Annotated in this window: 19 protein-coding genes; 8 read left to right on the top strand and 11 right to left on the bottom strand. The window is 62.5% G+C overall.

The genetic code is table 11. The features are described from left to right. Window positions 1-120 precede the first annotated feature (120 nt). Together xdhC and guaD are read left to right on the top strand one after the other, a co-directional pair. Complete coding sequence (gene xdhC, locus SFA35_RS08580) at window positions 121-963, top strand: xanthine dehydrogenase accessory protein XdhC (RefSeq protein ID WP_320577256.1); 843 nt, start codon at window positions 121-123, stop codon at window positions 961-963. 31 nt (window positions 964-994) lie between these two features. Further along, the gene (guaD, locus tag SFA35_RS08575; RefSeq protein ID WP_320577253.1) at window positions 995-2,299 is read left to right on the top strand and encodes a guanine deaminase; all 1,305 of its coding nucleotides are present in this window, start codon (window positions 995-997) and stop codon (window positions 2,297-2,299) included. A 118-nt stretch (window positions 2,300-2,417) separates the two neighbouring features. Here the strand turns inward: guaD and SFA35_RS08570 are convergent, their stop codons facing one another. The 8 genes from SFA35_RS08570 to rutR form a co-directional block, all read right to left on the bottom strand. After that, on the bottom strand, window positions 2,418-8,999 hold the full coding sequence (locus SFA35_RS08570; protein ID WP_320577251.1) for a hypothetical protein: 6,582 nt from the start codon (window positions 8,997-8,999) through the stop codon (window positions 2,418-2,420). A gap of 197 nt (window positions 9,000-9,196) precedes the next feature. Beyond that, the gene (locus SFA35_RS08565; protein ID WP_320577249.1) at window positions 9,197-10,231 is read right to left on the bottom strand and encodes a purine nucleoside permease; all 1,035 of its coding nucleotides are present in this window, start codon (window positions 10,229-10,231) and stop codon (window positions 9,197-9,199) included. A 40-nt stretch (window positions 10,232-10,271) separates the two neighbouring features. After that, window positions 10,272-11,582 (bottom strand): thymidine phosphorylase, encoded by a 1,311-nt coding sequence (deoA, locus tag SFA35_RS08560; RefSeq protein WP_320577247.1) that lies wholly within the window; start codon window positions 11,580-11,582, stop codon window positions 10,272-10,274. A 15-nt stretch (window positions 11,583-11,597) separates the two neighbouring features. Next, window positions 11,598-12,863, bottom strand: a complete 1,266-nt coding sequence (locus SFA35_RS08555; protein WP_320577245.1) for a NupC/NupG family nucleoside CNT transporter — start codon at window positions 12,861-12,863, stop codon at window positions 11,598-11,600. A gap of 21 nt (window positions 12,864-12,884) precedes the next feature. After that, complete coding sequence (locus SFA35_RS08550) at window positions 12,885-13,298, bottom strand: cytidine deaminase (protein ID WP_320577242.1); 414 nt, start codon at window positions 13,296-13,298, stop codon at window positions 12,885-12,887. Window positions 13,299-13,345: 47 nt separating this feature from the next. Next, window positions 13,346-14,245, bottom strand: coding sequence for a nucleoside-specific channel-forming protein Tsx (locus tag SFA35_RS08545; RefSeq protein WP_320578916.1), 900 nt, complete (start codon window positions 14,243-14,245; stop codon window positions 13,346-13,348). A 64-nt stretch (window positions 14,246-14,309) separates the two neighbouring features. Next, window positions 14,310-14,558 (bottom strand): hypothetical protein, encoded by a 249-nt coding sequence (locus SFA35_RS08540; RefSeq protein WP_320577240.1) that lies wholly within the window; start codon window positions 14,556-14,558, stop codon window positions 14,310-14,312. Between the two features lie 113 nt (window positions 14,559-14,671). Further along, the gene (rutR, locus tag SFA35_RS08535; protein WP_320577238.1) at window positions 14,672-15,334 is read right to left on the bottom strand and encodes an HTH-type transcriptional regulator RutR; all 663 of its coding nucleotides are present in this window, start codon (window positions 15,332-15,334) and stop codon (window positions 14,672-14,674) included. A gap of 290 nt (window positions 15,335-15,624) precedes the next feature. Between rutR and rutA the strand changes: the two genes are divergently transcribed. From rutA to rutD, 4 genes are read left to right on the top strand one after another with little or no spacing between them, the layout of a single operon-like run. Further along, entirely contained in the window at window positions 15,625-16,707 is a 1,083-nt protein-coding gene (gene rutA, locus SFA35_RS08530; RefSeq protein WP_320577234.1) for a pyrimidine utilization protein A, read from the top strand. Next, window positions 16,707-17,447: a pyrimidine utilization protein B gene (rutB, locus tag SFA35_RS08525; RefSeq protein WP_320577230.1), complete on the top strand. Its 741-nt coding sequence runs from the start codon at window positions 16,707-16,709 to the stop codon at window positions 17,445-17,447. The genes rutA and rutB overlap by 1 nt, the downstream gene beginning before the upstream one ends. Window positions 17,448-17,457: 10 nt before the next feature. After that, the gene (gene rutC, locus SFA35_RS08520; protein ID WP_320577228.1) at window positions 17,458-17,841 is read left to right on the top strand and encodes a pyrimidine utilization protein C; all 384 of its coding nucleotides are present in this window, start codon (window positions 17,458-17,460) and stop codon (window positions 17,839-17,841) included. Between the two features lie 30 nt (window positions 17,842-17,871). Next, window positions 17,872-18,651, top strand: a complete 780-nt coding sequence (gene rutD, locus SFA35_RS08515; RefSeq protein ID WP_320577226.1) for a pyrimidine utilization protein D — start codon at window positions 17,872-17,874, stop codon at window positions 18,649-18,651. A 35-nt stretch (window positions 18,652-18,686) separates the two neighbouring features. Here rutD and SFA35_RS08510 read toward each other — a convergent pair whose 3' ends face one another. Further along, window positions 18,687-19,439, bottom strand: coding sequence for a GntR family transcriptional regulator (locus tag SFA35_RS08510; protein ID WP_320577224.1), 753 nt, complete (start codon window positions 19,437-19,439; stop codon window positions 18,687-18,689). Window positions 19,440-19,766: 327 nt separating this feature from the next. Here SFA35_RS08510 and SFA35_RS08505 point away from each other — a divergent pair, with 327 nt between their 5' ends. Beyond that, the gene (locus SFA35_RS08505; protein ID WP_320577222.1) at window positions 19,767-21,113 is read left to right on the top strand and encodes an NCS2 family permease; all 1,347 of its coding nucleotides are present in this window, start codon (window positions 19,767-19,769) and stop codon (window positions 21,111-21,113) included. 63 nt (window positions 21,114-21,176) lie between these two features. Then, window positions 21,177-21,806: a LysE family translocator gene (locus SFA35_RS08500; protein WP_320577219.1), complete on the top strand. Its 630-nt coding sequence runs from the start codon at window positions 21,177-21,179 to the stop codon at window positions 21,804-21,806. Window positions 21,807-21,875: 69 nt separating this feature from the next. Here SFA35_RS08500 and SFA35_RS08495 read toward each other — a convergent pair whose 3' ends face one another. Both SFA35_RS08495 and uraH read right to left on the bottom strand, forming a co-directional pair. Continuing rightward, complete coding sequence (locus tag SFA35_RS08495) at window positions 21,876-23,372, bottom strand: YdgA family protein (protein ID WP_320577217.1); 1,497 nt, start codon at window positions 23,370-23,372, stop codon at window positions 21,876-21,878. A gap of 178 nt (window positions 23,373-23,550) precedes the next feature. Continuing rightward, entirely contained in the window at window positions 23,551-23,904 is a 354-nt protein-coding gene (gene uraH, locus SFA35_RS08490; RefSeq protein WP_320577214.1) for a hydroxyisourate hydrolase, read from the bottom strand. Window positions 23,905-24,170: the final 266 nt, after the last annotated feature.

Raw genomic sequence — 24,170 nt, 5'->3', positions numbered from 1 at the left:
GGAATCCTGTAGGACCGAGCTCGCTCGGGAAGGGCTGGAGCGCAAGCTCGGTCCTGCAGGCAGGGCCCTCAAGGCAATCCCCGAGGCCAACCCCCAAGGCCAACCAAAGGAAATCCAACCATGAACCACTGGATCAGCGCCCTGGCCGAACTGCAGACCCGCGGCGAAGCCTGCGTACTTGTCACCATCATCGAAGAGAAAGGCTCCACGCCGCGCAACGCCGGCTCGAAGATGGTGGTCAGCGCCAGCGGCCTGTACGACACCATCGGCGGCGGCCACCTGGAGTTCAAGGCCATGCACATCGCCCGCGAGATGCTTGCCAGCGGCCGCCAGGACACCCACCTGGAGCGCTTCAGCCTCGGCGCCAGCCTTGGCCAGTGCTGCGGCGGCGCCACCGTGCTGCTGTTCGAGCCCATGGGCCAACCCCAGGCGCAGATCGCCGTGTTCGGCGCCGGCCACGTCGGCCGTGCGCTGGTGCCGCTGCTGGCCAGCCTGCCGGTGCGGGTGCGCTGGATCGACTCCCGGGAACAGGAGTTTCCGGCGCTGATTCCGGCCGGAGTGAGTAGAATCGTCAGCGAAGAGCCGGTGGACGAAGTCGATAACCTGCCCGCCGGCAGCTACTGCATCGTCATGACCCACAATCACCAGCTGGACCTGGAACTGACCGCCGCCATCCTCAAGCGCAACGACTTCACCTGGTTCGGCCTGATCGGCTCGAAAACCAAGCGTGCCAAGTTCGAACACCGCTTGCGCGACCGCGGCTTCGAACCCGCCGTGGTGCAACGCATGCGTTGCCCGATGGGCATTGGCGAGGTCAAGGGCAAGCTGCCCATCGAGATCGCCGTGTCGATCGCCGGCGAGATCATCGCCACCTACAACGCCGCCTTCGGCTCGGGTGCTTCGAGCGCCCCGTCCGTTGCCCAGCTGCTGCCCATGTCGCGACGCAGCCAGGCCGTCCAATAATGCTTGCTACCTATCTTTACCGGAAACTGCCATGAGCCTGACCCGCAAAGCCTATCGCGCCGCCATCCTGCACAGCCTCGCCGACCCGGCCGAGGTCGGCGTGGAGGCGTCCTATGAATACTTCGAAGACGGCCTGCTGGTGGTCGACGACGGCAAGATCGTCGCCGTCGGCCCGGCCGAGGCTCTGCTCGCCGAGCTCGACGACGAAGTCGAGATCCTCCACTACCAGGACTCGCTGATCACCCCCGGCTTCATCGACACGCACATCCATTTTCCGCAGACCGGCATGGTCGGTGCCTACGGCGAGCAGCTGCTCGACTGGCTGAACAACTACACCTTCCCCTGCGAGAGCCAGTTCGCCGACAAGGCGCACGCCGACCAGGTGGCCGAGATTTTCCTCAAGGAACTGCTGCGCAACGGCACCACCACCGCACTGGTGTTCGCCAGCGTGCACCCGCAGTCGGTGGATGCCCTGTTCGAGGCCGCCGAGCGCCTGGACCTGCGCCTGATCGCCGGCAAAGTGATGATGGACCGCAACGCCCCCGACTACCTGGTGGACACCGCCGAATCCAGCTACGCCGACAGCAAGGCGCTGATCGAGCGCTGGCACGGCAAGGGCCGGTTGCACTATGCGGTGACCCCGCGCTTCGCGCCGACCAGCACCGAGCAGCAACTGACCCTGGCCGGCCAGCTGCTGGGCGAATACCCCGACCTGTACATGCAGACCCACATCAGCGAAAACCTCAAGGAGGTGGAATGGGTCAAGGCGCTGTTCCCCGAGCGCAAGAACTACCTGGACGTGTACGACCACTACCAGCTGCTCGGCGAGCGTTCGGTACTGGCCCACGGCGTGCACCTGTGTGACCAGGAATGCGCACGGCTGGCCGAGACCGGCTCGGCCATCGCCTTCTGCCCGACCTCGAACCTGTTTCTGGGCAGCGGCCTGTTCGACCTGGCCAAGGCCGAGAAGCACAAGGTCAACGTCGGCCTGGGCACCGACGTCGGCGGCGGCACCAGCTTCTCGCTGCTGCAGACGCTGAACGAGGCCTATAAGGTCATGCAGCTGCAGGGCGAGAAGCTCAGCCCGTTCAAGTCGCTGTACCTGGCAACCCTCGGCGGGGCCCGCGCGCTGCGCCTGGAAGACCGGATCGGCACCCTGCAACCGGGCACCGACGCCGATTTCGTGGTGCTCGACTACAACGCCACGCCGCTGCTGTCGTACCGCATCAAGCAGTCCAAGGCGTTCGAGGAAACCTTGTTCGTGCTGATGACCCTGGGCGATGACCGGACGGTGAGCGAGACATTTGCGGCGGGGCGGTTGGTGCACAAGCGCTGAGAAGCTGGGTCACCGTGTCACTCTCACACGAGACATTCTTGCAGATCTCGTCCAGGCAGACTTAGGTGGGAGGCGGCGGTCTCCTCCGAAAGCCTGCAAGGCCGGGTTGCCCCGCCCCTCACACATTATTCGCCGGTTTGCTGGCTTCTTCGTCAGTTGCACTTGAAGCTTCGACTATTTTCTCTATGGGAATCACGGGAGCCACTGACTTGTGATAATGAGGGATGGCGAGAAACTCAGAGCCCTGTGTCAACAGTTCGCTGAGCCCCGCCACCGCCGTGTCCATCTTGCTGCCCATATTAATTTTCGAGAAATGTGGAACCACCAATTTAAGCCCCATCAAAAATTTGCCCACCCGCACATCTTTTCGGGATTTCTCCAGATCGCTTAGACGATCTGAATTTAGTGCATCCTCATGATTTACCTGCATATTTACCAATGAACTGGCGGCAGTACCCCACAGGGCGAGCATAAACTGGACCCCTGCAGGTACGTCAACAGTGGCGACTGTAAGCAGGGCCAGCGACGCCTCGGCGATGCCCCTCTTTACATCCCGATAGCGGTCGTCATCCGCCTCCTCACGAGTATAGGCCAACCCGCTCAAATTCGACTTAAGCCTATCCGCTGAGGCCTGCAGAAGCGTGCTGTGAAGAACTTCACTTCCTGAACCGAAGTTAATATTTTGGTTCGGCCAGATGGCAAGATTACCCCGACCACGGATTTTTCGGGGCGACAGCGCCGAATCGGTAATGGTGTTTTTATCAAGGGCGGCCACATGACCTTTGAGGAAGTCAGTGAGCAAGACATTTTTCTCATTCGCATCGAACAATATGACCTTGCCCGTCTGCACAGAAAGCAAGATCCTGAAGTTACCTTGGCCTATGGCCACGACGCCAGGGATGGCTTTCCCATGAACATAGACAGGAGTGGGCTCAAGATATCCCATCAGATAGGCCTTGAAAATATCCTGATAAATCGGTTTACCCGCGCCAATCACTTGGTGATTATCTTTCAATGTTCTCAAGGTGGCGCCTACTACTTGCGCCGCGAACGTTTCCTGCAGGTAGGGCTGCGCGATCAGTTTATCGACGGCCGCCTCCATCTGGTGGCTGAAATCACTGGCCACGTCGAGCCTATTTCTCCTTATCAATAGCTTGATCAGAGCATCGGAAAGGTCTTCAGTGATGGGCTCCGAACTATCTGCTACCGGGACGATATCTCTGATTGTGGTGGTGGCAGAAACGTAACGATCCGCTTCGCCGAGCAAGATCTCTCTGAGCGTGAATATTCTCATACGCGCGATTCTGCCCAATGGGTCCTTGCCAACTAGCCCAGCCTTGGCGTTATACGAAACCTCGAATTTCTTATCCAAGTCAGCTTCGTATATATATATGCTTTTGGCCCAGGCACCTTGCACGATCACCTGATCCCTGCGCCCTATGATAGCCGCGACGCCTTGCTCATATTCGCGCTCGTGATTGCCCCCGGCAGGTTTCGACTCGGCGGGCGCAATGCCACCAGTCACAGCGCGTTCTGGCTCTTGAGGATTATCAATAGCGAACTGCACAATCTTCGTTTCCTGCGCTTTGATTTCTGCCTCGACCGCGTCGCGCATTTTGAGGAGCGCGCGACCTTCGGATTGAGGTAGACGGAAGTCGGCGGCAGTGAACCTGCCTGTGGGCATGACAGGAGCGGTTTGCCAGGCATTCAGCTTGACCTTGTGTCGATGATCCCAATCCCATGCATCTTTAAGGCGTAGTTGGATGACGTGCAGCTCTGTTTTCAAATCAAGCAGATAGATGGCGTCCTGTCGTCCCATTTGCAAACGCGACTTGTTGCGCGCCCTGATGTCAATGTTAGCCTTCTCAGTTTCTGCCGGTCCATAAAGCGCAACCAGGCTCACATCTATATTGGCCGCCTGCTGTGCAAGAGTAGTGTAAAGCGTATTCAGCTTTGCGCGTCGGGCATCATGCTCTGCACCACTGTACAACACGCTATGGTTATCCAGGTAATTCTGGTAGGCACGGATTGCCAACAGTTTCTTAGACACACTGCTGCGCTCGGACTTAGCCTTTGCGACAGCATCAATATTTGGACTGCCCGTCGAGACCTGCGGCGGCGGCTCGGCAGACAACCCCTCGATCAGGTCATTTTCCGCTTGTGCCGGACCTCGCAATTCACTGCGCATGGCGTTAGCGGTTTCTATTCTATACGCTATTGCTTGCAGCCGCAGATTGATAGCAGCGACATACTGCTTTTGATCATCGTCTGCTACTTGCGCCAATGCCGCTGCTTTCGATACTTCCAGCCGTTGGCGCTCAGCCACCCACTCGGCGATACTATTGCTTTCTCTAACGTAGCGATCGAGCATGGGAAAATCAAGATCTGTGCCTGGCACTTGGACCCTGCTATCGATCCCCCATGTGGCGTGTTCTATATCGCTATCACTTCCCGCATAGATTGTATTCGGTGCACCGAGGTCGGCTAGAACGACATAGCCTTTGCCGACTTCCCTGCCGATCTTGATAGCACCATGGTGCAATTCGCGATCGTTGATGTATTCGGCAGCATAACGCTGCCATTCGCCATCGTTCCGAGCGTCTTGGGGTATATCGATGACGATGGAAAATCTTTGCCCACTGCGTTTGCGAAAGTTCAAGTACAGCTTTTTACCGGGGGGAAAGTCCATGTCTGAATTATCCATCGCACCGATGGGCCGGATACCGGGCAGCCGGTCCAACGCACTTGCGCCCGCAGGAATAGCGTCATCATCATCATCCTCCGCAGCCGGCAGCAACTCCCCGCCATCTGCTGTAATCGATTCAGTTTGAGGCTGAGGTATAGCAGCCGGCGGCAACGCCCCGCCACCTTCTGTAATCGATTCAGTTTGAGGCTGAGGTATAGCAGCCGGCGGCAACGCCCCGCCATCTTCTGTAATCGATTCAGTTTGAGGCTGAGGTATAGCAGCCGGCGGCAACGCCCCGCCATCTTCTGTAATCGATTCAGTTTGAGGCTGAGGTATAGCAGCCGGCGGCAACGCCCCGCCATCTTCTGTAATCGATTCAGTTTGAGGCTGAGGTATAGCAGCCGGCGGCGCTTGTGGCGGCAGGGTCGCTGCTCGTGCGAAGTTAACACCCCTTCGAGCGTCTGGGGCATCGACAAAACTGTAGTTCACCCAAATTGCCGTGGAATGGCCGACAACGAAGACATCGTGTGCAGAGCTCGACGAAGCCGTCTCAATCTCGCCCCCTTTCAGCTCGCCGACCCGCACTGGGTTGGTCCAGGGCTTCGGTCTCGAAGGCGTGACAGTGTTGAGGTAATGAGTTAGATAGTCCAGCCAGGCTGGCCAGCCGCGCTTCCCGTCAGGAATCTCGATGACCACTACCCAGTTTCCACCGTTTTCATAACCGAACCTGAGTTGCACATGCTGCCCAGCTGGAATTGGTCGCTCGGAAGGGTAGAGCGTGCCTATTTTTTTCCATCCCGGCGCGGTGTCGCCCTGTGGCGAACTGCGCAGGTCTTCCCCCGGCTCTATCGCGTCGAATTGTCCATCCTCGGGCAACTCAGTTCCGACTAGCTCGTCAGCCCACCCCAGCGCTTTGAACAAAGCGCTCTGCTGCTGAGCCGCAATGCCCAACAACCAGCAGATGGCATCGACCAGCAGCGACAGCACACTGTCGCCCCCGGTATCGATACTTTTCAGGTGCTCGATGAAATCAGCCTTGCCGGAGTACAGGCCGGCGACGAACTCTTCGGCCGTGCTCAGGTAATACCGCGTATCGGTATCTGAGCCCTGGTAAGCCGCGAGTGCCGTCTGGCGCAGCGCCTCAATGCTCGCGGCGGTTTTACCCAGTTCCGAATCCGGGTTGCGCAGCCCGAAGCGCAACTTGTTCGCCGTCAGGCTGTGTGCGATTTCGTGCAGCATCACCCAGTCGTCCGCGTCGGCGGCCAGTTCGATCTGGTGGTGGGTGGGGCTGTAGAGGCTGGTGCCGCCCTGATTGGAGCGCGACATCGGCACCTCGGCGTCGCCCAGCTGTGCTTGCAGGCGCCTGGCCAATGCACTTCGTGCAGGGTCGTGCGACTGGGCGATGCGCGACAGCTCGTCATGCGTGCTCAGCGATGTCGACAGTTTTGCCGCGACCGCCGGCTCATCGATCGCAGCATCGGTGCTTGCGGCCTCCTCACGCGGCGCCTCATGCAACATTTGCTGCAGGTGATCCTTGAGCCTGATCGCCCAATCGGAGGCGGTGTCGGTCACGAACCCCCGGGCCTCGTGAACGGGCATCATCGGCAGCCCTTCTGCAATATCCAGCAATATCTTGTCGACCGCGCCTTCCAACCCCCCCTCGTAGGCGTCCCATACCACGGTCGCGACCCCCAACGCCGAGGACAGCCCGGGCGTCATCGACACGACCAGCTTGACCGCCGCCGTCTTGACGCTGTGCTTGGCGTATTCGCGCAGTTCGTCGCTGGCCTTGCCCTGGCCCACGCGCACGCCCTGACTCGCGGTGCGGGCGGCTGACACCAACTTGTGGCCGGTGAGCACGACCCGCGCCGTGACCTTCCAGCCCAGGCTTGCCAGTGAAAACGTCCCCATGGCGATGCCCAGCAGCAGGCCGGTGGCCAGGCGCTTGCGCGACCAGAGGCTTATCTCCTGGCTGGTGCTCTTCACGCCAGCGAGGATCTCGGCCATGGTCGCCGGGTAAACGGTAGTGCCCCGCTCGGCATGGCCCAACTCGGTGCGCAGCCGGTGCAATAGCCGCTTGCCGTTGGGGTCCGTCTCTTTGGCGAACAGCGGCAGGTGGTCTTCCAGGGCCTCCAGCAACAGCCGCTGGTAGAGGACGCCCGCTTCGGCGCGATCCGCTTCGGGCAGCTGCTGCAGATAGCGCTGCTTGTCCGCCTCGGCCGCCTCGGCCCAGCCGCGGCTGAGCATGCCATGCCGGGAAAAGTTGGCGGCGGAATGCCCCGTGGCTTTGACCAGGTCGCTTTTGAGCTGGTTTTTGCTGGCTTGCAGCTGCTGTGTCCAGTATCTCAGGTAGAGGTCGAAGTCGGCACGTCCGGCCATCCCCAGCCTGGCAAGCCGCAGCGTCTGCTCGCGCACTTCGCTGTGGATCGCTGCCAGGTTCCTGACCTGCTCCTTTATGACTTCGTCGAAGCGGTCAATGGTGTTGCGTGCAGCGGATGGCGCCTGTTTCAGCTGGTCGCGGATATCCGACAACAGGGCCTGCCAGCCACTGTCCACAGCCAGCGGCGTCAGCCTCTCGAGCTCTTCCAGGAGGGTTTTCTCCGCAGCTTGAGCCTTGAGCTGCCAGCCGTCGGCATCGCTCTGCAAGCGTTCGCCCAACGCCGGGGTGAGCGGCTGCGCGGCTTCGCGGCGCAGCTCGCGCTGCAATGCCACGGCGTCGCGCAAGGGTTGCACGGCGTTTCTTGTCCTGCCCACGTCGCGCATCGTCTGCTGCAGGCTATCGAGCAATATCAGGCCCGCAGCCAGCACGGCCTGGTTGCTGGCGGGGTTGGCCACATAGGCCAGCTGCAAACCCCGATAAGCGGTTTTCACCGTTTTGGAGCCAAGCTTCGCCAGGGTGTTCTTGACGCTCAGGAAGGCACTTTCGGCGGTAGTGGCCAGGGTCAACCCGCTCATCTGCGGCTTGAGGCCCTTGGGAATGATGTCCGCTGGAGCGTCCAGTTTCTTGTTCAGGTCACTCTCTCTGTCTACGGCTCTGGCGAAGAATCCCTGGGCCGAGTCGGCCAGCGGCGCGGGATCGACATGGGACGGCAGCAACACCTTGCTGGTGCGCTTGATGGCCTCCAGCACCCCGGGCAGTACCTGACAGACGTCGTGGATGTAATCGGCAAGCTCGGTGCCACCGCCAGACTCGCCGCGGACCTCGTCGGCAAATTTGCCGCGTAGCCGCACCCCGGTCAGCAGCTTGTTGGCCTTACTCCGTACTTCCCCACCGCGTACTTCGCGCTTGACCCGTTCTTCCCAGAGGGCCGAATTGACGATCTGGTTGAATTGCTGCGTGAAGGGTCGATTGATCGGCGGGCGCTCGGCAGGTACCGGCAGCACTTCATCAAACAGTCGTCCACGGGTTTTCTGCACAAGCCCCTGCCAGGAAGGTGCATTGGCATAGAACATCAGGCTCGGAAACAGATCCAGGGTGGCGCCGATGTGCTCAGCCAGCAGGTTGGCCTGTCTGAACAGTTCGTAATCGGCGCTGTTTTCATCAAGCCCTTCCTGCAGCAGGCGCAACTTGAAGTTGATGAGATCGAGGTTGGCCCCCGGCAGGCCGCGACCTTTACTGTACAGCTTGAACTTGTCGATAAAGGCCAGCGCGGGCGCTTCAAGAAGGTGCAGAACATCGCGCTGCCAGCGTTGCAAAGGCCGCCATTTCATGGCCCGCAAGCGAGATTTAAGCTCATCGAGGTCGACCGCCTTGGGGAGCAGGCGGTTGTGGCCAAAACGCTCGAACTCCAGCATTTGCCCAAGGGACTGCTCGACGCTGGCCTGGATATGCACGCGCATGGCGCTCTCAGCCGGCTGTGGTGACGGGGCTGGCGAACGGCCGCCATTGGCGGCGACGAACTGCAGTATCTGTGACCCTGACGCCGCGCTGCTCGTGCCTGAGTCGCCGACACCGTCAATCTCGACCGCCTGAGATTTTCGAGCAAATTGAGGGAACTCATCGTGGTCGAGCATGCCCACCCTCCTCACTCATGGCTTGCTTGGGATGAACGGGATAAACCCGGGTTCAAAGGCTGAGTGAGAGCATAGGTGAGTATCGAGCTGGCTCAAGAAGAACAACTGTAAAGATAATGAATATTGAATTTCGCGAAGTCGTTAGTTGGATTTAATTGATCTTTCAACACGCGGGGGCATTGCCCCCGCACGCACGCTCAGGAAGCCGGCACCCCCTGCTCCCACTGGGCCCAATGCTCAATGATGTCCTTGACCAGCGGCTCGCCCGCCCGATAGAGGTTTTCCAGGGCCGGGACGAAGCCGCCCTGATCGGCGTACTTGAGCAGGTTGTCGACTTCACTGTAGCCAGGATAAGGCCGGTCGAAATCCGAGCCGGCGCGCAGCACCGCCAGGCGCTGGATGTCCACCCGGCCCAGGCGGCTGGCGCGCAGCAGCGCTTCGTAGGTGGAGTTGTCTTCCTGCTGAGTGGTGCAATACGCGCCCTTGCCATCGGTGAGCAGACGCGTCCATTCTTCGGCGCGCTCGCTCAGGCGCGTGCCGGAAAACCAGGTGTTGCCGGCCACGGTGTCGCAGCGGGTGACCACCGGCGCCAGGTTGGCCGGGGCCTGCGGGTAGTGTTTGCGCCAGGCCGCAGACTCCTTGCTCTCGCTCAACACCACGTGCTGGGACAGGGCATAGGCCTTGGCCTGCAGCGCCGGATTGAGCTCGAACACTTCGGTCTTGTAGTCCAGCGGCGGCTTCTCCTTGGGCCCCTTGGTGTTGATGCCCAGGTAGCCGGTAGGCCAACTCTTGGGCGCATCCCTGGGATCGATCTCCCACTGGGTGCCGAACTCCACCAGGTAGTGGGCCCAGGCGGCGGTGCCAAGGGTACCCAGCTTGGGGTTGATACCGGCAATACCGGCGACCACGAAGTAGGTCTTGCGCAGGTCGAACTGCGGCGCCAGGGCCAGCGCCAGGGTCGAAGCGGTGGCGTTGGTCTGGCCCATGCCGGTGGTCATCAGGCACACCTGCTGGTCGTTGCAGTGCACCGCCGGATAGTCCTCGGAGAGGCCGGGCACGGGGATGTCGCGGGTCAGCTTGAGGCGTTCGATCCAGTGCTGCGACTCGGGGCCGAACATGGCGATCAGCATCACCTTGGGTTGCACCGGCGGCGCCTCAGCGGCGTAGGCGTGGCAGTTCAGGGCGGCCAGGGTCAGGCTGCCGACGAGGGTGAAACGGTTGATCGAGTTCATCGGATGAGACTCCTTGTGGTTGCTTTTCGATTCATTCGGGTCAATGGATGTGTTCGTGGATCAGTACCTCGGGCACCACCGGTTCCGGCCCCAGCCGGTAGGCGGCGCGCAACGCGTTGGCAGCCTCTTCGGCACGCGCCTGGGTGGCGGCATGCACCCAGCCCAGCGGGCGCTGCTCGCCCACCGCGTCGCCCGGCAAGGCCAGGTCGCTGAAGCCGACGGCCAGGTCGAGGGCGTCGTCCGGCTGCTGGCGGCCGCCACCGAGGGCGACCACCGCCAGGCCGACGTTGCGTGTGTCGATGGCGGTGACGTGGCCGCTGGCCTGGGCCCATACGGCGAAGCGGATCGGCGCCTCAGGGAGGTAGTGCTGGGGGCGCTGGCACAGGTCGGCTGGGCCGCCGAGGGCCACGACCATGCGCGCGAAGCGCTGCAAGGCCTCGCCGCTGCGCCACGCGTGCAGCAATTGCGCGCGGGCGGCGGCCAGGTCGGGGGCCAGCCCCGCCAGCAACAGGGCCTGTTCGGCGACGGCCAGTACCACCTGCCACAACCGCTCGCTGCGCACCTGGCCCTTGAGCAACGCCACCGCCTCGGCCACCTCCAGCGCATTGCCGGCGCTGCGTGCCAACGGCTGGCCCATGTCGGTGACCAGCGCGCAGGTGCGCACCTCGGCGCCATTGGCCACCTCGACGATGCTTTGCGCCAGTTCCCGCGCCGCACTGGCGCTTTCCATGAACGCGCCGTTGCCGGTCTTGACGTCCATCACCAGCACTTGCAGACCGGCAGCCAGCTTCTTGGCAAGGATCGAGGCGGTGATCAGGTCGACCGACTCCACCGTCGCCGTCACGTCACGGATGGCGTACAGGCGCTTGTCGGCCGGCGCCAGGCTGGCGGTCGCGCCGACGATGGCGCAACCGACCTCTTGCACCACCTCGCGAAGGCGCTGGGTGCTGGGGTAGCAGTCGTAACCGGGGATGCTTTCAAGCTTGTCGAGGGTGCCGCCGGTGTGCCCCAGGCCGCGCCCGGAAATCATCGGCACATAGCAGCCGCAGGCGGCCAGCAGCGGCGCCAGCACCAGGCTCACGCAGTCGCCGACGCCTCCGGTGGAGTGCTTGTCCACCACCGGCCCTGGCAGCGCCCAGTGCAGCACCTCGCCGGAGTCGCGCATGGCGGCGGTGAAGACGATGCGCTCGGCCAGGGTCATACCCTTGAGCAGCACCGCCATGGCGAAGGCTGCCACCTGCGCGTCGCTCAGGCTGGCATCTGCAATGCCGGCGACAAAGCGGCGGATGTCCGCCTCGCCGAGCACCTGGCTGTCGCGTTTGCGACGAATCACTTCCTGGGCCATCCACATGACGCGCGCTCCCCTTCAGATGGAAATGAAAAAGCCGACGATGGCCGCACTCATCAGGTTCGACAAGGTGCCGCCGACCATGGCTCGAAAGCCCAGTTTCGCCAGTTCGTGGCGCCGCTGCGGGGCGATGCCGCTAAGGCCGGCCAGCTGGATGGCGATCGACGAAAGGTTGGCGAAGCCGCACAGGGCAAAGGTCACGATCACTTGCGTATGGGCCGACAACAGCGGCACGTTGGCTTGGGCCGCGCGCTCGGCGGTCAGGTAGTTGCCCAGGTCCGCATAGGCGACGAACTCGTTGAGGATCAGCTTCTGGCCAATGAAACCGCCGGCCAGCACGCACTCGTTCCACGGCACGCCGATGATGAACGCCACCGGCGCGAGCAGGTAGCCAAGGATCAGCTGCAGGGTCAGGTGCGGGAAGCCGACCCAGCCCCCGGCCCAGCCAAGCAGGCCGTTGAGCAGCGCGATCAGGCCGATGAACGCCAGCAGCATGGCCCCCACCGCCATGGCCAGGCGCAGCCCGACCTGAGCGCCTTCGGCGGCGGCGTCGACAATGTTGGCCGGCTTGCTGGCCTTGTCGTGCAGCACGTCCAGCGCCTGGGCCTCGACCACTTCTTCGGTCTCCGGCTCCATCAGCTTGGCCATCAGCAAGGCCCCGGGCGCCGACATGAAGCAGGCGGCGATCAGGTACTTGAGCTCCACGCCCAACCCGGCGTAGCCCAGCAGCACCGAGCCGGCCACTGCGGCAAAGCCGCCGACCATCACCGCGAACAGTTCCGAGCGGGTCATCTGGGCAATGAACGGACGCACCACCAGCGGCACTTCGGACTGGCCGATGAATACCGCCGAGGTCACCGCCATCGACTCGACCCGACTGGTGCGCAGTACGACGTGGAGGAAGCCGCCGACGATGCGTATGATCCAGCCCATCACGCCGATGTAGTACATCACCGAGATGAAGCTGCCGAAGAATACGATCACCGGCAGTACCCTGATGGCGAAGACAAAGCCGCCGCTGCCGAACACCTCGAACATGTGCGGCGAAGCGAGGCCGCCGAACATGAACTCGATACCCTTGTTGGCATAGGACTGCAGCGATGACACGGCGCCTGCCAGCTCTGCCAGCACGCTCTGGCCCCAGGGCACGTAAAGGGCGAAGGCGCCGATGACCACTTGTATGAGAAACGCCCCGCCTACCGTGCGCCACTGGATGGAACGGCGCTGGCGCGAGAGGCCCAGCGCAATAAGGACAAGCACCACAATGCCAAGCAGACTGATCATGTATTGGATTCCAAGGTAGGGTCAGAAGGCGTTGAAAGCGCCGGGCAACAATTGCTCCAGGGTCCACACCCGGGTCGCCGCCGGGTCGCTGCCCTGGCAGAGGATCAAGGCGTCAGCCGCCATCAGCTCCAGCAGTACCTGGCGACAGGCGCCGCAGGGGCTGATCAGCTCGACCTTGGGCGCGAACACTGCCATGGCCTTGAAACTGCGCGGCTGGCCGCCCTGGGAGATGGCGCTGAACAAGGCACTGCGTTCGGCGCAGTTGGTCAGGCCGTAGGAAATGTTCTCGACGTTGCAGCCTTTGACGATCTGCCCGTCGGCGGTCAGCAGTGCCGCACCCACTGGAAAGTGCGAATAAGGCGAATAGGTTGCCTGGGCGGCCGCCTTGGCCGCTTCGAGCAGTTGCAAATGCTCACTGGAAAGTTGCGTGTTCATCTCAGCCTTGCCTCGTCTTGTGATGGTAGTGCAGCGTGCAGCTGCCTTCAGAATGAATAGCCGACCCCGAAGTAGTATCCCCAGCCGTTCGAGCGGGCCTCGAAGGGGCCGTCGCCGAAGTTCAGCTCGCTGCCGTCCTTCCAGTTGCCACCGTTGTGAAAGTAGCGCCCTACGGCCATGAAACGCAGATGGGTGAACGAATACAGAAACACGTTGGTGGCCACGGTGGCGTCGGCGGTACGCGAGGGCCCAGCCTGGTCATGCAGGTCGGAGCCGAAGTCAAAGTTGGTGAAACCGATGTAGGTCAGCGAAGCGCCATTATTGTACTTGTAGATCGGCACCACATACTTGAGCTGGGCGCGGTAGCCGTCCCAGGAATATTCGTTGGGTGCACCGTAGTTCTCGAACTGGCGCCGGGCGTAGAGGTTGGCCGACAGGTTGACCCGGCTGTGGGTGTCGATGTCCGTACCAAAGCCGCTGTACAGCGTGTTGGCGCGGCCGGCGCGGTTGTGGCCGTTGTCGTAGATCCAGTCGAACGCCAGGTAGAACTCCTTGAACGGGCCGAAGCCCAGCTTGCGCCCGGTCAATTCATCGATGGAGATGCGCGGCTCGTGTTCCATGAACAACGGCGAGCCCTTGTCCCAGACGCCGCTGTCATGGCTGTTGCCGATGCCGAGAATCTTCGGTGCGTCGATGTAGCCGTAGAGCTCGAAGGGGCCTTTGCGACCGAAGTACTCGTATTCCAGGTAGATGTCGTCGCTGGGGCGCGGGCCGAAGCTGATGTCCTTGCTGCCGATCAGGGTCAGGTTCTGGTTGAACCAGGGCGCCGCCTTGCTCGGCTCCGGCGGCGCCACCTCGTAGCTCAGGCCCTCGCCCTGGGCGCTGTCGACGCCCTTGGCTGGCGCCTCGGCCGTCCAGCCGGTGCTGGCTGCTGCCAGGCTCCACAGGCCTACGCAAACGTTTGCAACTTTCACTTTTTTATTCACTGCCACGGCCACACTCCTTGATCCTTCAAAGTTTTCCGGTTTTCAGCGCGCACACAGGTTCGTCGCCGGTCAAAACCGGTGAACAATCGCTGGCGAGGCTTGATGTCGTGCGCATCGCGCGATGCGCTTCAATGGCTTGCGAGCGCTCTAGGGCGAGCTTCTGAAACTCGTCTTGAAAGAGCCATGCAAGCATTGACGGGTGAAGACTGGGCTTTGGAATAGCAGATTGTGTGCCATGGTTTTTATTGTCTTTGGATTCATTGGCTTGAGCCAAAGACAATGCCAGAGTTTGACCAGTCGATCTACTTCGGAGCACCCGGTTTGTGCAGGCTGCTCGCTTTCGGGGCGCCCCAGCACGAACTTTGGCGGTTATGTCTCAAAGGTGTGTCAAACCCTTGGCCTTATGCCATCAAGGAACAGGCTCTGCACGCTGCTCAGCACCTCGGCGAAGAACTGCGGGTCATCGAGGGTCTTGCCGGTGACCGCGTCGATCTGCGTGCGAAAGTCGGTGTAGTGCTGGGTGGTCGCCCAAAGCGAGAAGATCAGGTGGTAGGGCGCCACCGGCGCCAGCTTGCCGGCGTCGATCCAGCCCTGGATAACCGCCACCTTGGCCTCGACAGTCTCGCGCAGCGGCTGCTCGAGTTCGCCCAGCAACAGCGGCGCGCCCTGAATGATCTCCAGGCAGAACAGCCGCGACTCGGCCGGATGGTCGCGAGACAATTGCAGCTTGATGCGGATGTACTCGCTGATGGCAATGATCGGGTCCTGCTCGGCACTGAAGCCGCGCAATGGCAACAGCCAGACGTCCAGCAGCTGGCGCAGCACGCTGAGGTACAGCTCTTCCTTGCTGGCGAAGTAGTAAAGCAGGTTGGTCTTCGACACGTCGGCCAGCGTGGCGACCTGATCAAGGCTGGTGCCATGCAGGCCGTAGCGCGAGAAGATCTGCAAGGCAGCGTCCAGGATTGCCGTGCGCTTGCCTTCGACTAGGCGGGTGCGGCGGCTGAGGGTGGCGGCGCTGGGCGTGCGCTTGGTGGGGGCTTTGTCTTTCATGAAGGCAGGCATTCCAGAACGGCTCGATGGTGGCACTTTACCTGATCGCCTGGGTATAGGCGTACCTGCCGAGGCAATGCAGCGCCGATCAAGTTGGCCTTGCACCCTTCTTATCGGGGCGGCGGGCAACGCCCCAATCCAGCGCAGCGCGCACAAACCAAGTGCTCTTTTCCAGACCAGATGGTCCGATATTAATCGGCAAATCAACTAACCCACTGAAACACAATACAATTCAAAAACTGGCCCGGTCCATGCAAAACCCTACCCCAGACACCTCGGAGGGTTGCTTCATGGATATTGGCATCTTCATCCCCATCGGCAACAACGGCTGGCTGATTTCGGAAAACGCCCCGCAATACCTGCCCACGTTCGAACTCAACAAACAGATTGTGCAACGCAGCGAGCACTACGGGCTGGACTTCGCCCTCTCGATGATCAAGTTGCGCGGCTTCGGCGGCAAGACCGAGTTCTGGGAGCACAACCTCGAATCCTTCACCCTGATGGCGGGCCTGGCCGCGGTCACCAACCGCATCCAGCTGTTCGCCACCGCCGCCACCCTGACCCTGCCGCCGGCGATCGTCGCGCGCATGGCCTCGACCATCGACTCCATCTCCAATGGGCGCTTCGGCGTCAACCTGGTCACCGGCTGGCAGAAGCCCGAATACGAGCAGATGGGTCTGTGGCCCGGCGACGAATTTTTCGGCACCCGTTATGAATACCTCGCCGAATACGCGCAAGTGCTGCGTGACCTGTGGGGCACCGGCAGCAGCGACCTCAAGGGCCAGCACTTCACCATGAGCGATTGCCGCGTCAGCCCTAAACCCAAAGCCGACATGAAGCTGATCTGCGCCGGGCAAAGCGAAGCCGGCATGGCCTTCTCCTCGAAGTACGCGGACTACAACTTCTGCTTCGGCAAAGGCGTCAACACCCCGACCGCCTTCGCCCCCACCGCGCAGAAGCTGATCGAGGCCAACCGCGAGACTGGGCGCAACGTCACTTCCTTTCCGTTGTTCATGATCATCGCCGCCGACAGCGATGATGCCGCCCGCGAACGCTGGGAACACATCAAGGCCGGCGCCGACCAGGAGGCCATCGCCTGGCTGGGGGAAAAAGGCGCCGCCGACCAGAGCCCGGGCTCGAACATGCGGCAGATGGCCGACCCGACATCGGCAGTCAACATCAACATGGGCACCCTGGTGGGCTCCTGGGCCAGCGTTGCGCGCATGCTCGACGAAGTGGCCACAGTGCCCGGCACCCAGGGCGTGATGCTCACCTTCGACGACTTCATCGCCGGGGTGGAAAACTTCGGCCAGAAGATCCAGCCGCTGATGAGCAGCCGCCAGCACATCCACACCTTGCAGGAGTCCGCTTGATGAGCACTGCTACCAATCACGTCAGCGGCTACGCCCCGGCGCTGCCCGCCCGCCCTGCCCGCACCCTGCCCGCGCGCCCGGAAGCGCTGAGCCTCAAGGCCCATGAAACCGCGCTGGTGGTGGTGGACATGCAGAACGCCTACTCGACCCAAGGCGGCTATCTGGACCTAGCCGGCTTCGATGTCAGCAGCACGGGCCCGGTGGTCGCCAACATCCAGAAGGCCCTGGCCAGCGCCCGCGCTGCCGGCATGCCGGTGGTGTTCTTCCAGAACGGCTGGGACAGCGCCTACGTCGAGGCCGGCGGCCCCGGCTCGCCCAACTGGCACAAGTCCAATGCGCTCAAGACCATGCGCCAGCGCCCGGAGCTGCAAGGCACACTGCTGGCCAAGGGCGGCTGGGACTACCAACTGGTGGACGAACTGACCCCGCAGCCCGGCGACATGGTGGTGCCCAAGACCCGCTACAGCGGTTTTTTCAACACCAACTTCGACAGCCTCATGCGCAGCCGCGGCATCCGCAACCTGGTGTTCACCGGCATCGCCACCAATGTCTGCGTGGAGTCGACCCTGCGCGACGGCTTCTTCCTCGAGTACTTCGGCGTGGTGCTGGCCGACGCTACCCACCAGGCCGGCCCGCCGTTCGCCCAGCAGGCCGCGCTGTTCAACATCGAGACCTTCTTCGGCTGGGTTTCCAGCGTCGATGACTTCTGCAGCACCTTTGCCCCCGACACCGACCACTGAGGACCCTGCCATGCCCAAGCAAGCCATCATTCCCGCCGGTAGCGGCGTGCCGATCGCGCCGTTCGTACCCGGTTCCCTGGCCGACGGCGTGCTCTACGTCTCCGGCACCCTGCCGTTCGACAAGGACAACAACGTGGTCCATGTCGGCGACGCCGCCGCGCAGACCCGCCATGTGCTGGAGACCATCAAGGGCGTGATCGAGACCGCCGGCGGCACCCTGGACGACGTCACCTTCAACATGATCATGCTGCGCGACTGGGCCGACTATGCGGCCATCAACCTGGTGTACGCGCACTATTTCGCCGGCGAGAAACCGGCGCGCTATTGCATCCAGTGCGGGCTGGTCAAACCCGAAGCGCTGATCGAGATCGCCAGCATCGCCCACATCGGCTGACGCCGTTTCCCATTCAGCGAGGAGCCATCCATGTATCACGAAATTCTCGGCCGCCAGGACGCCGCCGCCCCTACCCTGGTGTTCAGCTCCGGGCTGGGCGGCTCGGCGCGCTTCTGGGCGCCGCAACTGCCGGTGCTGCTGCAGGACTACCGGGTGATCGTCTATGACCAGGCCGGCTGCGGGCGCTCGCAGGCCGAGCTGCCCGACGACTATTCGATCGGCCATATGGCCGGTGAACTGGCGGTGCTGCTCGACAGCCTGGAGGTGCAGCGCTGCCACTTCATCGGCCATGCCCTGGGCGGCCTGGTCGGCCTGGAGCTGGCCTTGCAGCGCCCTGCGTTGCTGCAAAGCCAGGTGCTGATCAACGCCTGGAGCCGCCCCAACGACCACAGCGCGCGCTGCTTCGCGGTGCGCAAGACCCTGCTGCGCGACAGCGGGCCGGCCGCCTATGTGCAGGCGCAGGCGCTGTTTCTCTATCCGGCCGACTGGATCGCCGCCAACACGGCGCAATTGGCGCAGGACGATGCCCATGCCCTGGCGCATTTTCCACCGCAGGCGAACTTGCTGAGAAGGATCGCCGCATTGCAGGCGTTCGATGTGGATGCGCGCCTGGGGGATATCACTACGCCGACGCTGCTGATCGCCAATCGCGACGACATGCTGGTGCCCTGGCAGCAATCTGCCCGGCTCGCAGAGCGCTTGCCCAAGGCGCAGTTGCACCTGCTGGCGTATGGCGGGCATGCGTCGAGCGTGAGTGATACGGCGGTATTCAATCGGGTGTTGCTGGAGTTTCTGCAGGAGCAAATCTGACGCGGGCGAGCAGCGTCGAGCCCTGCACGAAGCCCTCACCCCTTGCCCGGCTTCTTGCCCAACATCAAATGGGAAAACACCGCGTGCAGATCATCCGAGGCACTTTCCTCGTCGAGGTTGAGCTTGCTGTCGATGTGGTCCATGTGGTGCATCATCAGGTCCACCGCCAAGCTCAGGTTACGCGCCTCGATGGCGTCGATCAGCTGGGTGTGTTCATCGTAGGAGCAGTGCGTGCGGTTGCCGCTTTCGTACTGGGCGATGATCAGCGAGGTCTGCGAAACCAGGCTGCGCTGGAAGCTGATCAAGGGTGCGTTGCGCGCCGCCTCGGCCAGCTTGAGGTGGAACTCGCCGGACAGGCGGATGCCGGCGCCACGATCGCCGCGCGAGAAACTGTCGCGCTCGTCACGAACCATCTGGCGCAGCTCGGCCAATTGCTCGGCACTGGCGTGCTCGACCGCAAGCTCGGTGATGGCCTTCTCGACCATGCGCCGGGCGAAGAACACCTGGCGGGCCTCGTCGACGCTGGGGCTGGCCACCACCGCGCCGCGGTTGGGACGCAGCAGCACCACGCCCTCATGGGCCAGGCGCGACAGCGAGCGGCGAATGATGGTACGGCTGACGCCGAAGATCTCGCCCAGAGCCTCTTCACTCAACTTGGTACCCGGTGCCAGGCGCTGTTCGAGAATGGCCTCGAAGATGTGCGCATAGACGATGTCGTCCTGGGTACCGCTGCGCCCGATCTTGCTGGCGCGTGAAACTTTTTTCAGAGGTTGCAGCTGTTCGTTCATGGTAGCTCGTGGGCGAAGTGACCGGCAGTGGGCGCATTGTACACAGGGCCGTGATTATCTGTCAGGTAAAGCGGTTCAGCCAATCACCCCGTCGATCGCCGGCAAAAGCCCGCAAATCAACGGTATATAGCGAGAGCGAAGCTGACTCGGCGAACAATCTTAAAAACAGTATTTGCTTTATTTGTATACAAAAGCATAATCGCATCCGAGCCACTTCCTGACCTTCAGGTCAACTCTGTGCGCCAAGCTCGATCCCGATTGCCTCACGAAGCTGACCTCTGCCCAGAGCGCTTCGCAAAACAAGAAAAGTCTTGAGGAGTACTCGCTGTGGAAAGCCCCAAATCCGAAGCCCCTACGCTGGATCTCGCGCCCGTCAGCAACAGCTGGCTGGAACGGATTTTCAAACTCAAGCTACACGGCACCACCGTCAAAACCGAAATGCTGGCCGGCGTGACCACCTTCATCACCATGGCCTACATCATCTTCGTCAACCCCAACATCATGGCCGATGCCGGCATCGACCATGGCGCCGCATTCGTCGCCACCTGCATCGCCGCTGCCCTGGGCTGCCTGCTCATGGGCCTCTACGCCAACTGGCCAGTGGGCCTGGCGCCGGGTATGGGCCTCAACGCGTTCTTCACCTACACCGTGGTCGGCACCATGGGCTATCACTGGGAAACGGCACTCGGCGCAGTATTCGTCTCCGGGGTGCTGTTCATGATCCTCACCGTCTCGCGAGTGCGGGAATGGCTGCTCAACAGCATTCCGGTCAGCCTGCGCTACGCCATGGGCGCCGGGGTCGGCCTGTTTCTCGGGGTGATCGGCCTGAAAACCTCGGGCATCATCGTCGCCAGCCCGGCCACGCTGATCAAGCTCGGTTCACTGCGCGAGCCAGGCCCGCTGCTGTCGGCGGTGTGCTTTCTGATGATCGCGGTGCTCAGCTACCACCGCGTGTTCGGCGCGATCCTCATCAGCATCATCGCCGTGACTCTCGCCGGCTGGGGCCTGGGCCTGGTGCAATATGGCGGCATCTACTCGATGCCACCGAGCCTGGCGCCTACCTGGCTGGCCATGGACGTCAAGGGCGTGTTCAACATCAGCATGATCAGCGTGGTGCTGGCCTTTCTCTTCGTGCACATGTTCGACACCGCCGGCACCCTGATGGGCGTGGCCCAGCGCGCCGGCCTGGTGAACAAGGACGGGCGCATCGAGAATCTCTCGCGAGCCTTGAAGGCCGACAGCGCCTCCAGCGTCTGCGGCGCCCTGCTCGGCGTGCCGCCGGTGACCAGCTACGTGGAAAGCGCTGCCGGTGTGGCGGCCGGTGGCCGCACCGGGCTGACCGCCGTCACCGTCGGTATCCTATTCGTCGCCGCGATGTTTTTCGCCCCGCTGGCGGGGATGATTCCGGCCTACGCAACCGCCGGCGCGCTGATCTACGTGGCCATGCTGATGATGGGCGGCCTGGCCCACATCGAATGGGAAGAAGCCACCGACAGCATTCCGGCGATCATCACCGCCATCATGATGCCGCTGACCTTCTCGGTCGCCGACGGCATCGCACTGGGCTTCATCACCTACGTGGTGCTCAAGGCCGGCACCGGCCGCTGGAAAGAAATTTCGCTGAGCCTGTGGGTACTTTGTGCGATATTTATCGCCAAGTTTGTATACCTTTAACGCTCTGAGGTATCACCAGCCCCGTCCTTGCGACGGGGCTTTTGCATGTAAGGAGAATGCGCGATGAGTCTGCAAACCTGGCTGCTGTTCGCCGGCGCCGCCTGGGTGGTGATCGTCATCCCCGGGCCGCTGTCGCTGCTGATGATCGGCAACAGCCTGAACTACGGCCTGCGCCGCTCCTACCCGGCATTTCTGGGTGGGGTGAGCGCGTCGATCTGCCTGCTCAGCGCCTCGGCGCTGGGCTTGGGGGCGCTGCTGATGGCCTCGGAACGGGTGTTCTCGCTGCTGAAGATCGTCGGGGCCTTGTACCTGTTCTATCTGGCCTGGCAGAGCTGGCAGCAATCGCGCCTGCCGGCCGCCGCCCGCGAGGTACCCGGTGGGCTGCCGGCGCCACGCTTCGGCGCGCTGTTCGGGCGAGCCTTCGTGCTGGGCGCGAGCAACCCCAAGGACATCCTGTTCTTTGCCGCTTTTTTGCCGCAGTTTCTCAGCGCGGATCGGCCGCTGGCGGGGCAATTGCTGGTGATGATTGCAACCTGGACAGTACTCGATCTGCTGTGCAAGGTCGGCTACGGCCTGGGCGCCCGCAGCGCGGCGCGCTACCTGCGCACTGGCAAGGGACAGAGCTGGTTCAACCGGGTCAGCGCCGGGTTGTTTGGGGCGGCGGGGACGGTGTCGTTGTTGAGCAGGGCGTGAGCCGGCGGGAGGGGGCTTTGCCCCCTCGCCTGTGTTGCAGTCAAGCCTTCCAGTGTGACCCAAAAACCCTCAATGCGGCGCCAGCTGCCCTGCCTTGGCGCTCATCAGCGCCGCAAACTGCTCCGGCGTCATCTTCTGCCCGTTGAAGTCGACCATGCCTTGCGCGAAGTGCAGGCGCGAGACGATGTTCTCGCCTTCGATCCTGGCCAGGCCGAACACCTGGGCCATGCCGGCCAGGCCGTCAGCGGTGCCCTGGGCCTGCTTGGCCACGGCAGCAGGATCGGTCAGGCCTTGGACCTGGGCCTGGAAGGCGACCAGATCGGCCACCATCGGCTTGTTCAACAGCACCTCGGCCTTGAAGTCGGCGACCAGCTGGCGGTACAGGTCGGCCGGCGCCTGATCGAAGCTGCCGGGGTTGGCCAGGTCAAGCGCCAGGCTGATCTGGCTTTCGCCATGGGCGGTCTTGAGCGACCACTTGTCCAGCTGCACATGGGGCTTGGCCGCCAGCAGGGTAGTGAGATTGGCGTTCAGCTGGGCCTGGTCGGCCGGACTCAGGTGCAGGTCGTAGTCCTGCCCGGCAGCCCGTGCGGCGTTGACGGCCTGGGCTTGCGGCAACACCTTGGCGCGGTAGAACTGCACCAGCGCCTGGGTGGCGGCGATATCGAAATTGTTCAGCCTGCCGGACAGGTGCGAGGAGCCGATCGGCTTGCCAGCGACGCTGATGGCCGCCACGTCGTAATTGACCTCGCCGGCCAGGTTGCCTTCCACTTCCTGCAGCAGGCTGGCGCTGCTGAAATCCTTGAACTCGACGGCCGGGCCGCCCTGCACCTGGCCGCTGAACGACGCCAGCTTGCCGTCGGTGTGGCCCAGATAGAAACCGGAGCGGCCCTTGCTGCCGCCCGAGCTCAGGGTCAGGCCTTTGAACAGCAGGTTCAGCATGCCTTTCTCGGTGGGCAGGGTGAATTGCAGTTCATCCATGCTGCCGGTGGTGTCCAGGCGCTGGCCATCGCCGGAGGCCGAGATGTGCAGGTCGGCGCCTGAGAAGCGCAGGGCGCCGTTGCTGCCATCGAGGCTCAGCGGCAGGAAGTTCACGTCGACCTTGGCGTTGCGCTCGTAGCTGACCACCGCCTGGCCCTGCAGCGGCGCGACGTCGTGGGTGGCGGTGAACCATTTTTCGGTCGACGGCGTGCGCAGCAGCTCGAAATGACTGGCCACCATCACCGGCACCAGGTTCAGCTGCCTGACCCGCGATAGCGGCAGCGGCCCATGCTCCAGGTGATCGACGAAGTCCAGCTGCAGCGGCTGGCCCTGGTTGGAGAAGTGCTCGCCGCCCAGCAGCAGTTTGTAATGCACCTCGCTGCTGAAGAAATGCCGCTCCACCGAGGTGACCTCCAGGCTGGCGGAGCCATTGTCGCCAGCCATGCGCTCCTGCAACTGCACGTTGGCCTCCGCCACCCCGGCGCGTATCACCTCCTCCACCTTGGTACCGGTGTACCAGGCCCCGGCGGTAGCCACTGCCCCGACCACGACCACGACTCCTGCGATGACGCTGACTGCCTTATTCATGATTCGACCCGACGAGTTCCTTTCGCGCGGGCCTTACAGCGGCCCGCCATGTGAACGGGCAAGATTACCTGCCCCTTGGCACGAACAACAGGCAAAAAAAAGCCCGCAGTGTGAGCGGGCGAGGTTACCTACGAAGTCGGTCGGGGAACTTCATCAGGCTGTTGCAAAATGTGTCGTGCTAGCTGCCGCGATAGGTTGAGTAGCTGTAGGGGGAGATCAGCAAGGGCACGTGGTAATGCTCTTGATTGGCATCGATGCCAAAGCGCAGCACCACCACATCCAGGAACGCCTGATCCGGCAAGGCCACACCGCGCGCGCGGTAGTAGTCGCCGGCGCTGAACTGGATCTGATAGACCCCAGTGCGGTACTCGTCGCCCTGCAGCACCGGCGCGTCGCAGCGCCCGTCGCTGTTGGTCAGGGCAGTGGCGACCAGGGTCAGTGCCGTGCCCTCGACGCGATAGAGCTCGACCTTGATGGCGCTGCCGGGGCAACCGTGGGCGGCATCCAGTACGTGTGTGGTCAAACGTCCCATGCTCAGGCGGTCCTCTATGAAATGGGGGTGGGCTGCACCGGTTTGGCGCCGGGGAGCGTTGCGAATGCGCCTATTAAGACAGTTTTTAGAAAAGTTGTACACAATTTTATTGATAATTTTGTCCAACCTCTGACCATGCTGCCAAAATAGCCAGTAATAATGCACGGAGTCTGCCACACAGCCCGCGCCGGTGATATCTTGACCAAACGGGCAGGTTTTTTGCAAGCTTGAAAAGGATGCCAGGCAAGGCAAATCCGAGCAAAAAC

The organism is Pseudomonas sp. HR96, from assembly GCF_034059295.1.
GTDB lineage: Bacteria > Pseudomonadota > Gammaproteobacteria > Pseudomonadales > Pseudomonadaceae > Aquipseudomonas.
This window is presented reverse-complemented; position numbering and strand designations above follow the sequence as displayed.

Excerpts from the sequence above, each read along its gene's own strand:
- xdhC (WP_320577256.1), top strand. The coding sequence starts at position 121 with ATGAACCACTGGATCAGCGCCCTGGCCGAACTGCAGACCCGCGGCGAA.
- guaD (WP_320577253.1), top strand. The coding sequence starts at position 995 with ATGAGCCTGACCCGCAAAGCCTATCGCGCCGCCATCCTGCACAGCCTC.
- SFA35_RS08570 (WP_320577251.1), bottom strand. The coding sequence starts at position 8,999 with ATGCTCGACCACGATGAGTTCCCTCAATTTGCTCGAAAATCTCAGGCG.
- SFA35_RS08565 (WP_320577249.1), bottom strand. The coding sequence starts at position 10,231 with ATGAACTCGATCAACCGTTTCACCCTCGTCGGCAGCCTGACCCTGGCC.
- deoA (WP_320577247.1), bottom strand. The coding sequence starts at position 11,582 with ATGTGGATGGCCCAGGAAGTGATTCGTCGCAAACGCGACAGCCAGGTG.
- SFA35_RS08555 (WP_320577245.1), bottom strand. The coding sequence starts at position 12,863 with ATGATCAGTCTGCTTGGCATTGTGGTGCTTGTCCTTATTGCGCTGGGC.
- SFA35_RS08550 (WP_320577242.1), bottom strand. The coding sequence starts at position 13,298 with ATGAACACGCAACTTTCCAGTGAGCATTTGCAACTGCTCGAAGCGGCC.
- rutR (WP_320577238.1), bottom strand. The coding sequence starts at position 15,334 with ATGAAAGACAAAGCCCCCACCAAGCGCACGCCCAGCGCCGCCACCCTC.
- rutA (WP_320577234.1), top strand. The coding sequence starts at position 15,625 with ATGGATATTGGCATCTTCATCCCCATCGGCAACAACGGCTGGCTGATT.
- rutB (WP_320577230.1), top strand. The coding sequence starts at position 16,707 with ATGAGCACTGCTACCAATCACGTCAGCGGCTACGCCCCGGCGCTGCCC.
- rutC (WP_320577228.1), top strand. The coding sequence starts at position 17,458 with ATGCCCAAGCAAGCCATCATTCCCGCCGGTAGCGGCGTGCCGATCGCG.
- rutD (WP_320577226.1), top strand. The coding sequence starts at position 17,872 with ATGTATCACGAAATTCTCGGCCGCCAGGACGCCGCCGCCCCTACCCTG.
- SFA35_RS08510 (WP_320577224.1), bottom strand. The coding sequence starts at position 19,439 with ATGAACGAACAGCTGCAACCTCTGAAAAAAGTTTCACGCGCCAGCAAG.
- SFA35_RS08500 (WP_320577219.1), top strand. The coding sequence starts at position 21,177 with ATGAGTCTGCAAACCTGGCTGCTGTTCGCCGGCGCCGCCTGGGTGGTG.
- SFA35_RS08495 (WP_320577217.1), bottom strand. The coding sequence starts at position 23,372 with ATGAATAAGGCAGTCAGCGTCATCGCAGGAGTCGTGGTCGTGGTCGGG.
- uraH (WP_320577214.1), bottom strand. The coding sequence starts at position 23,904 with ATGGGACGTTTGACCACACACGTACTGGATGCCGCCCACGGTTGCCCC.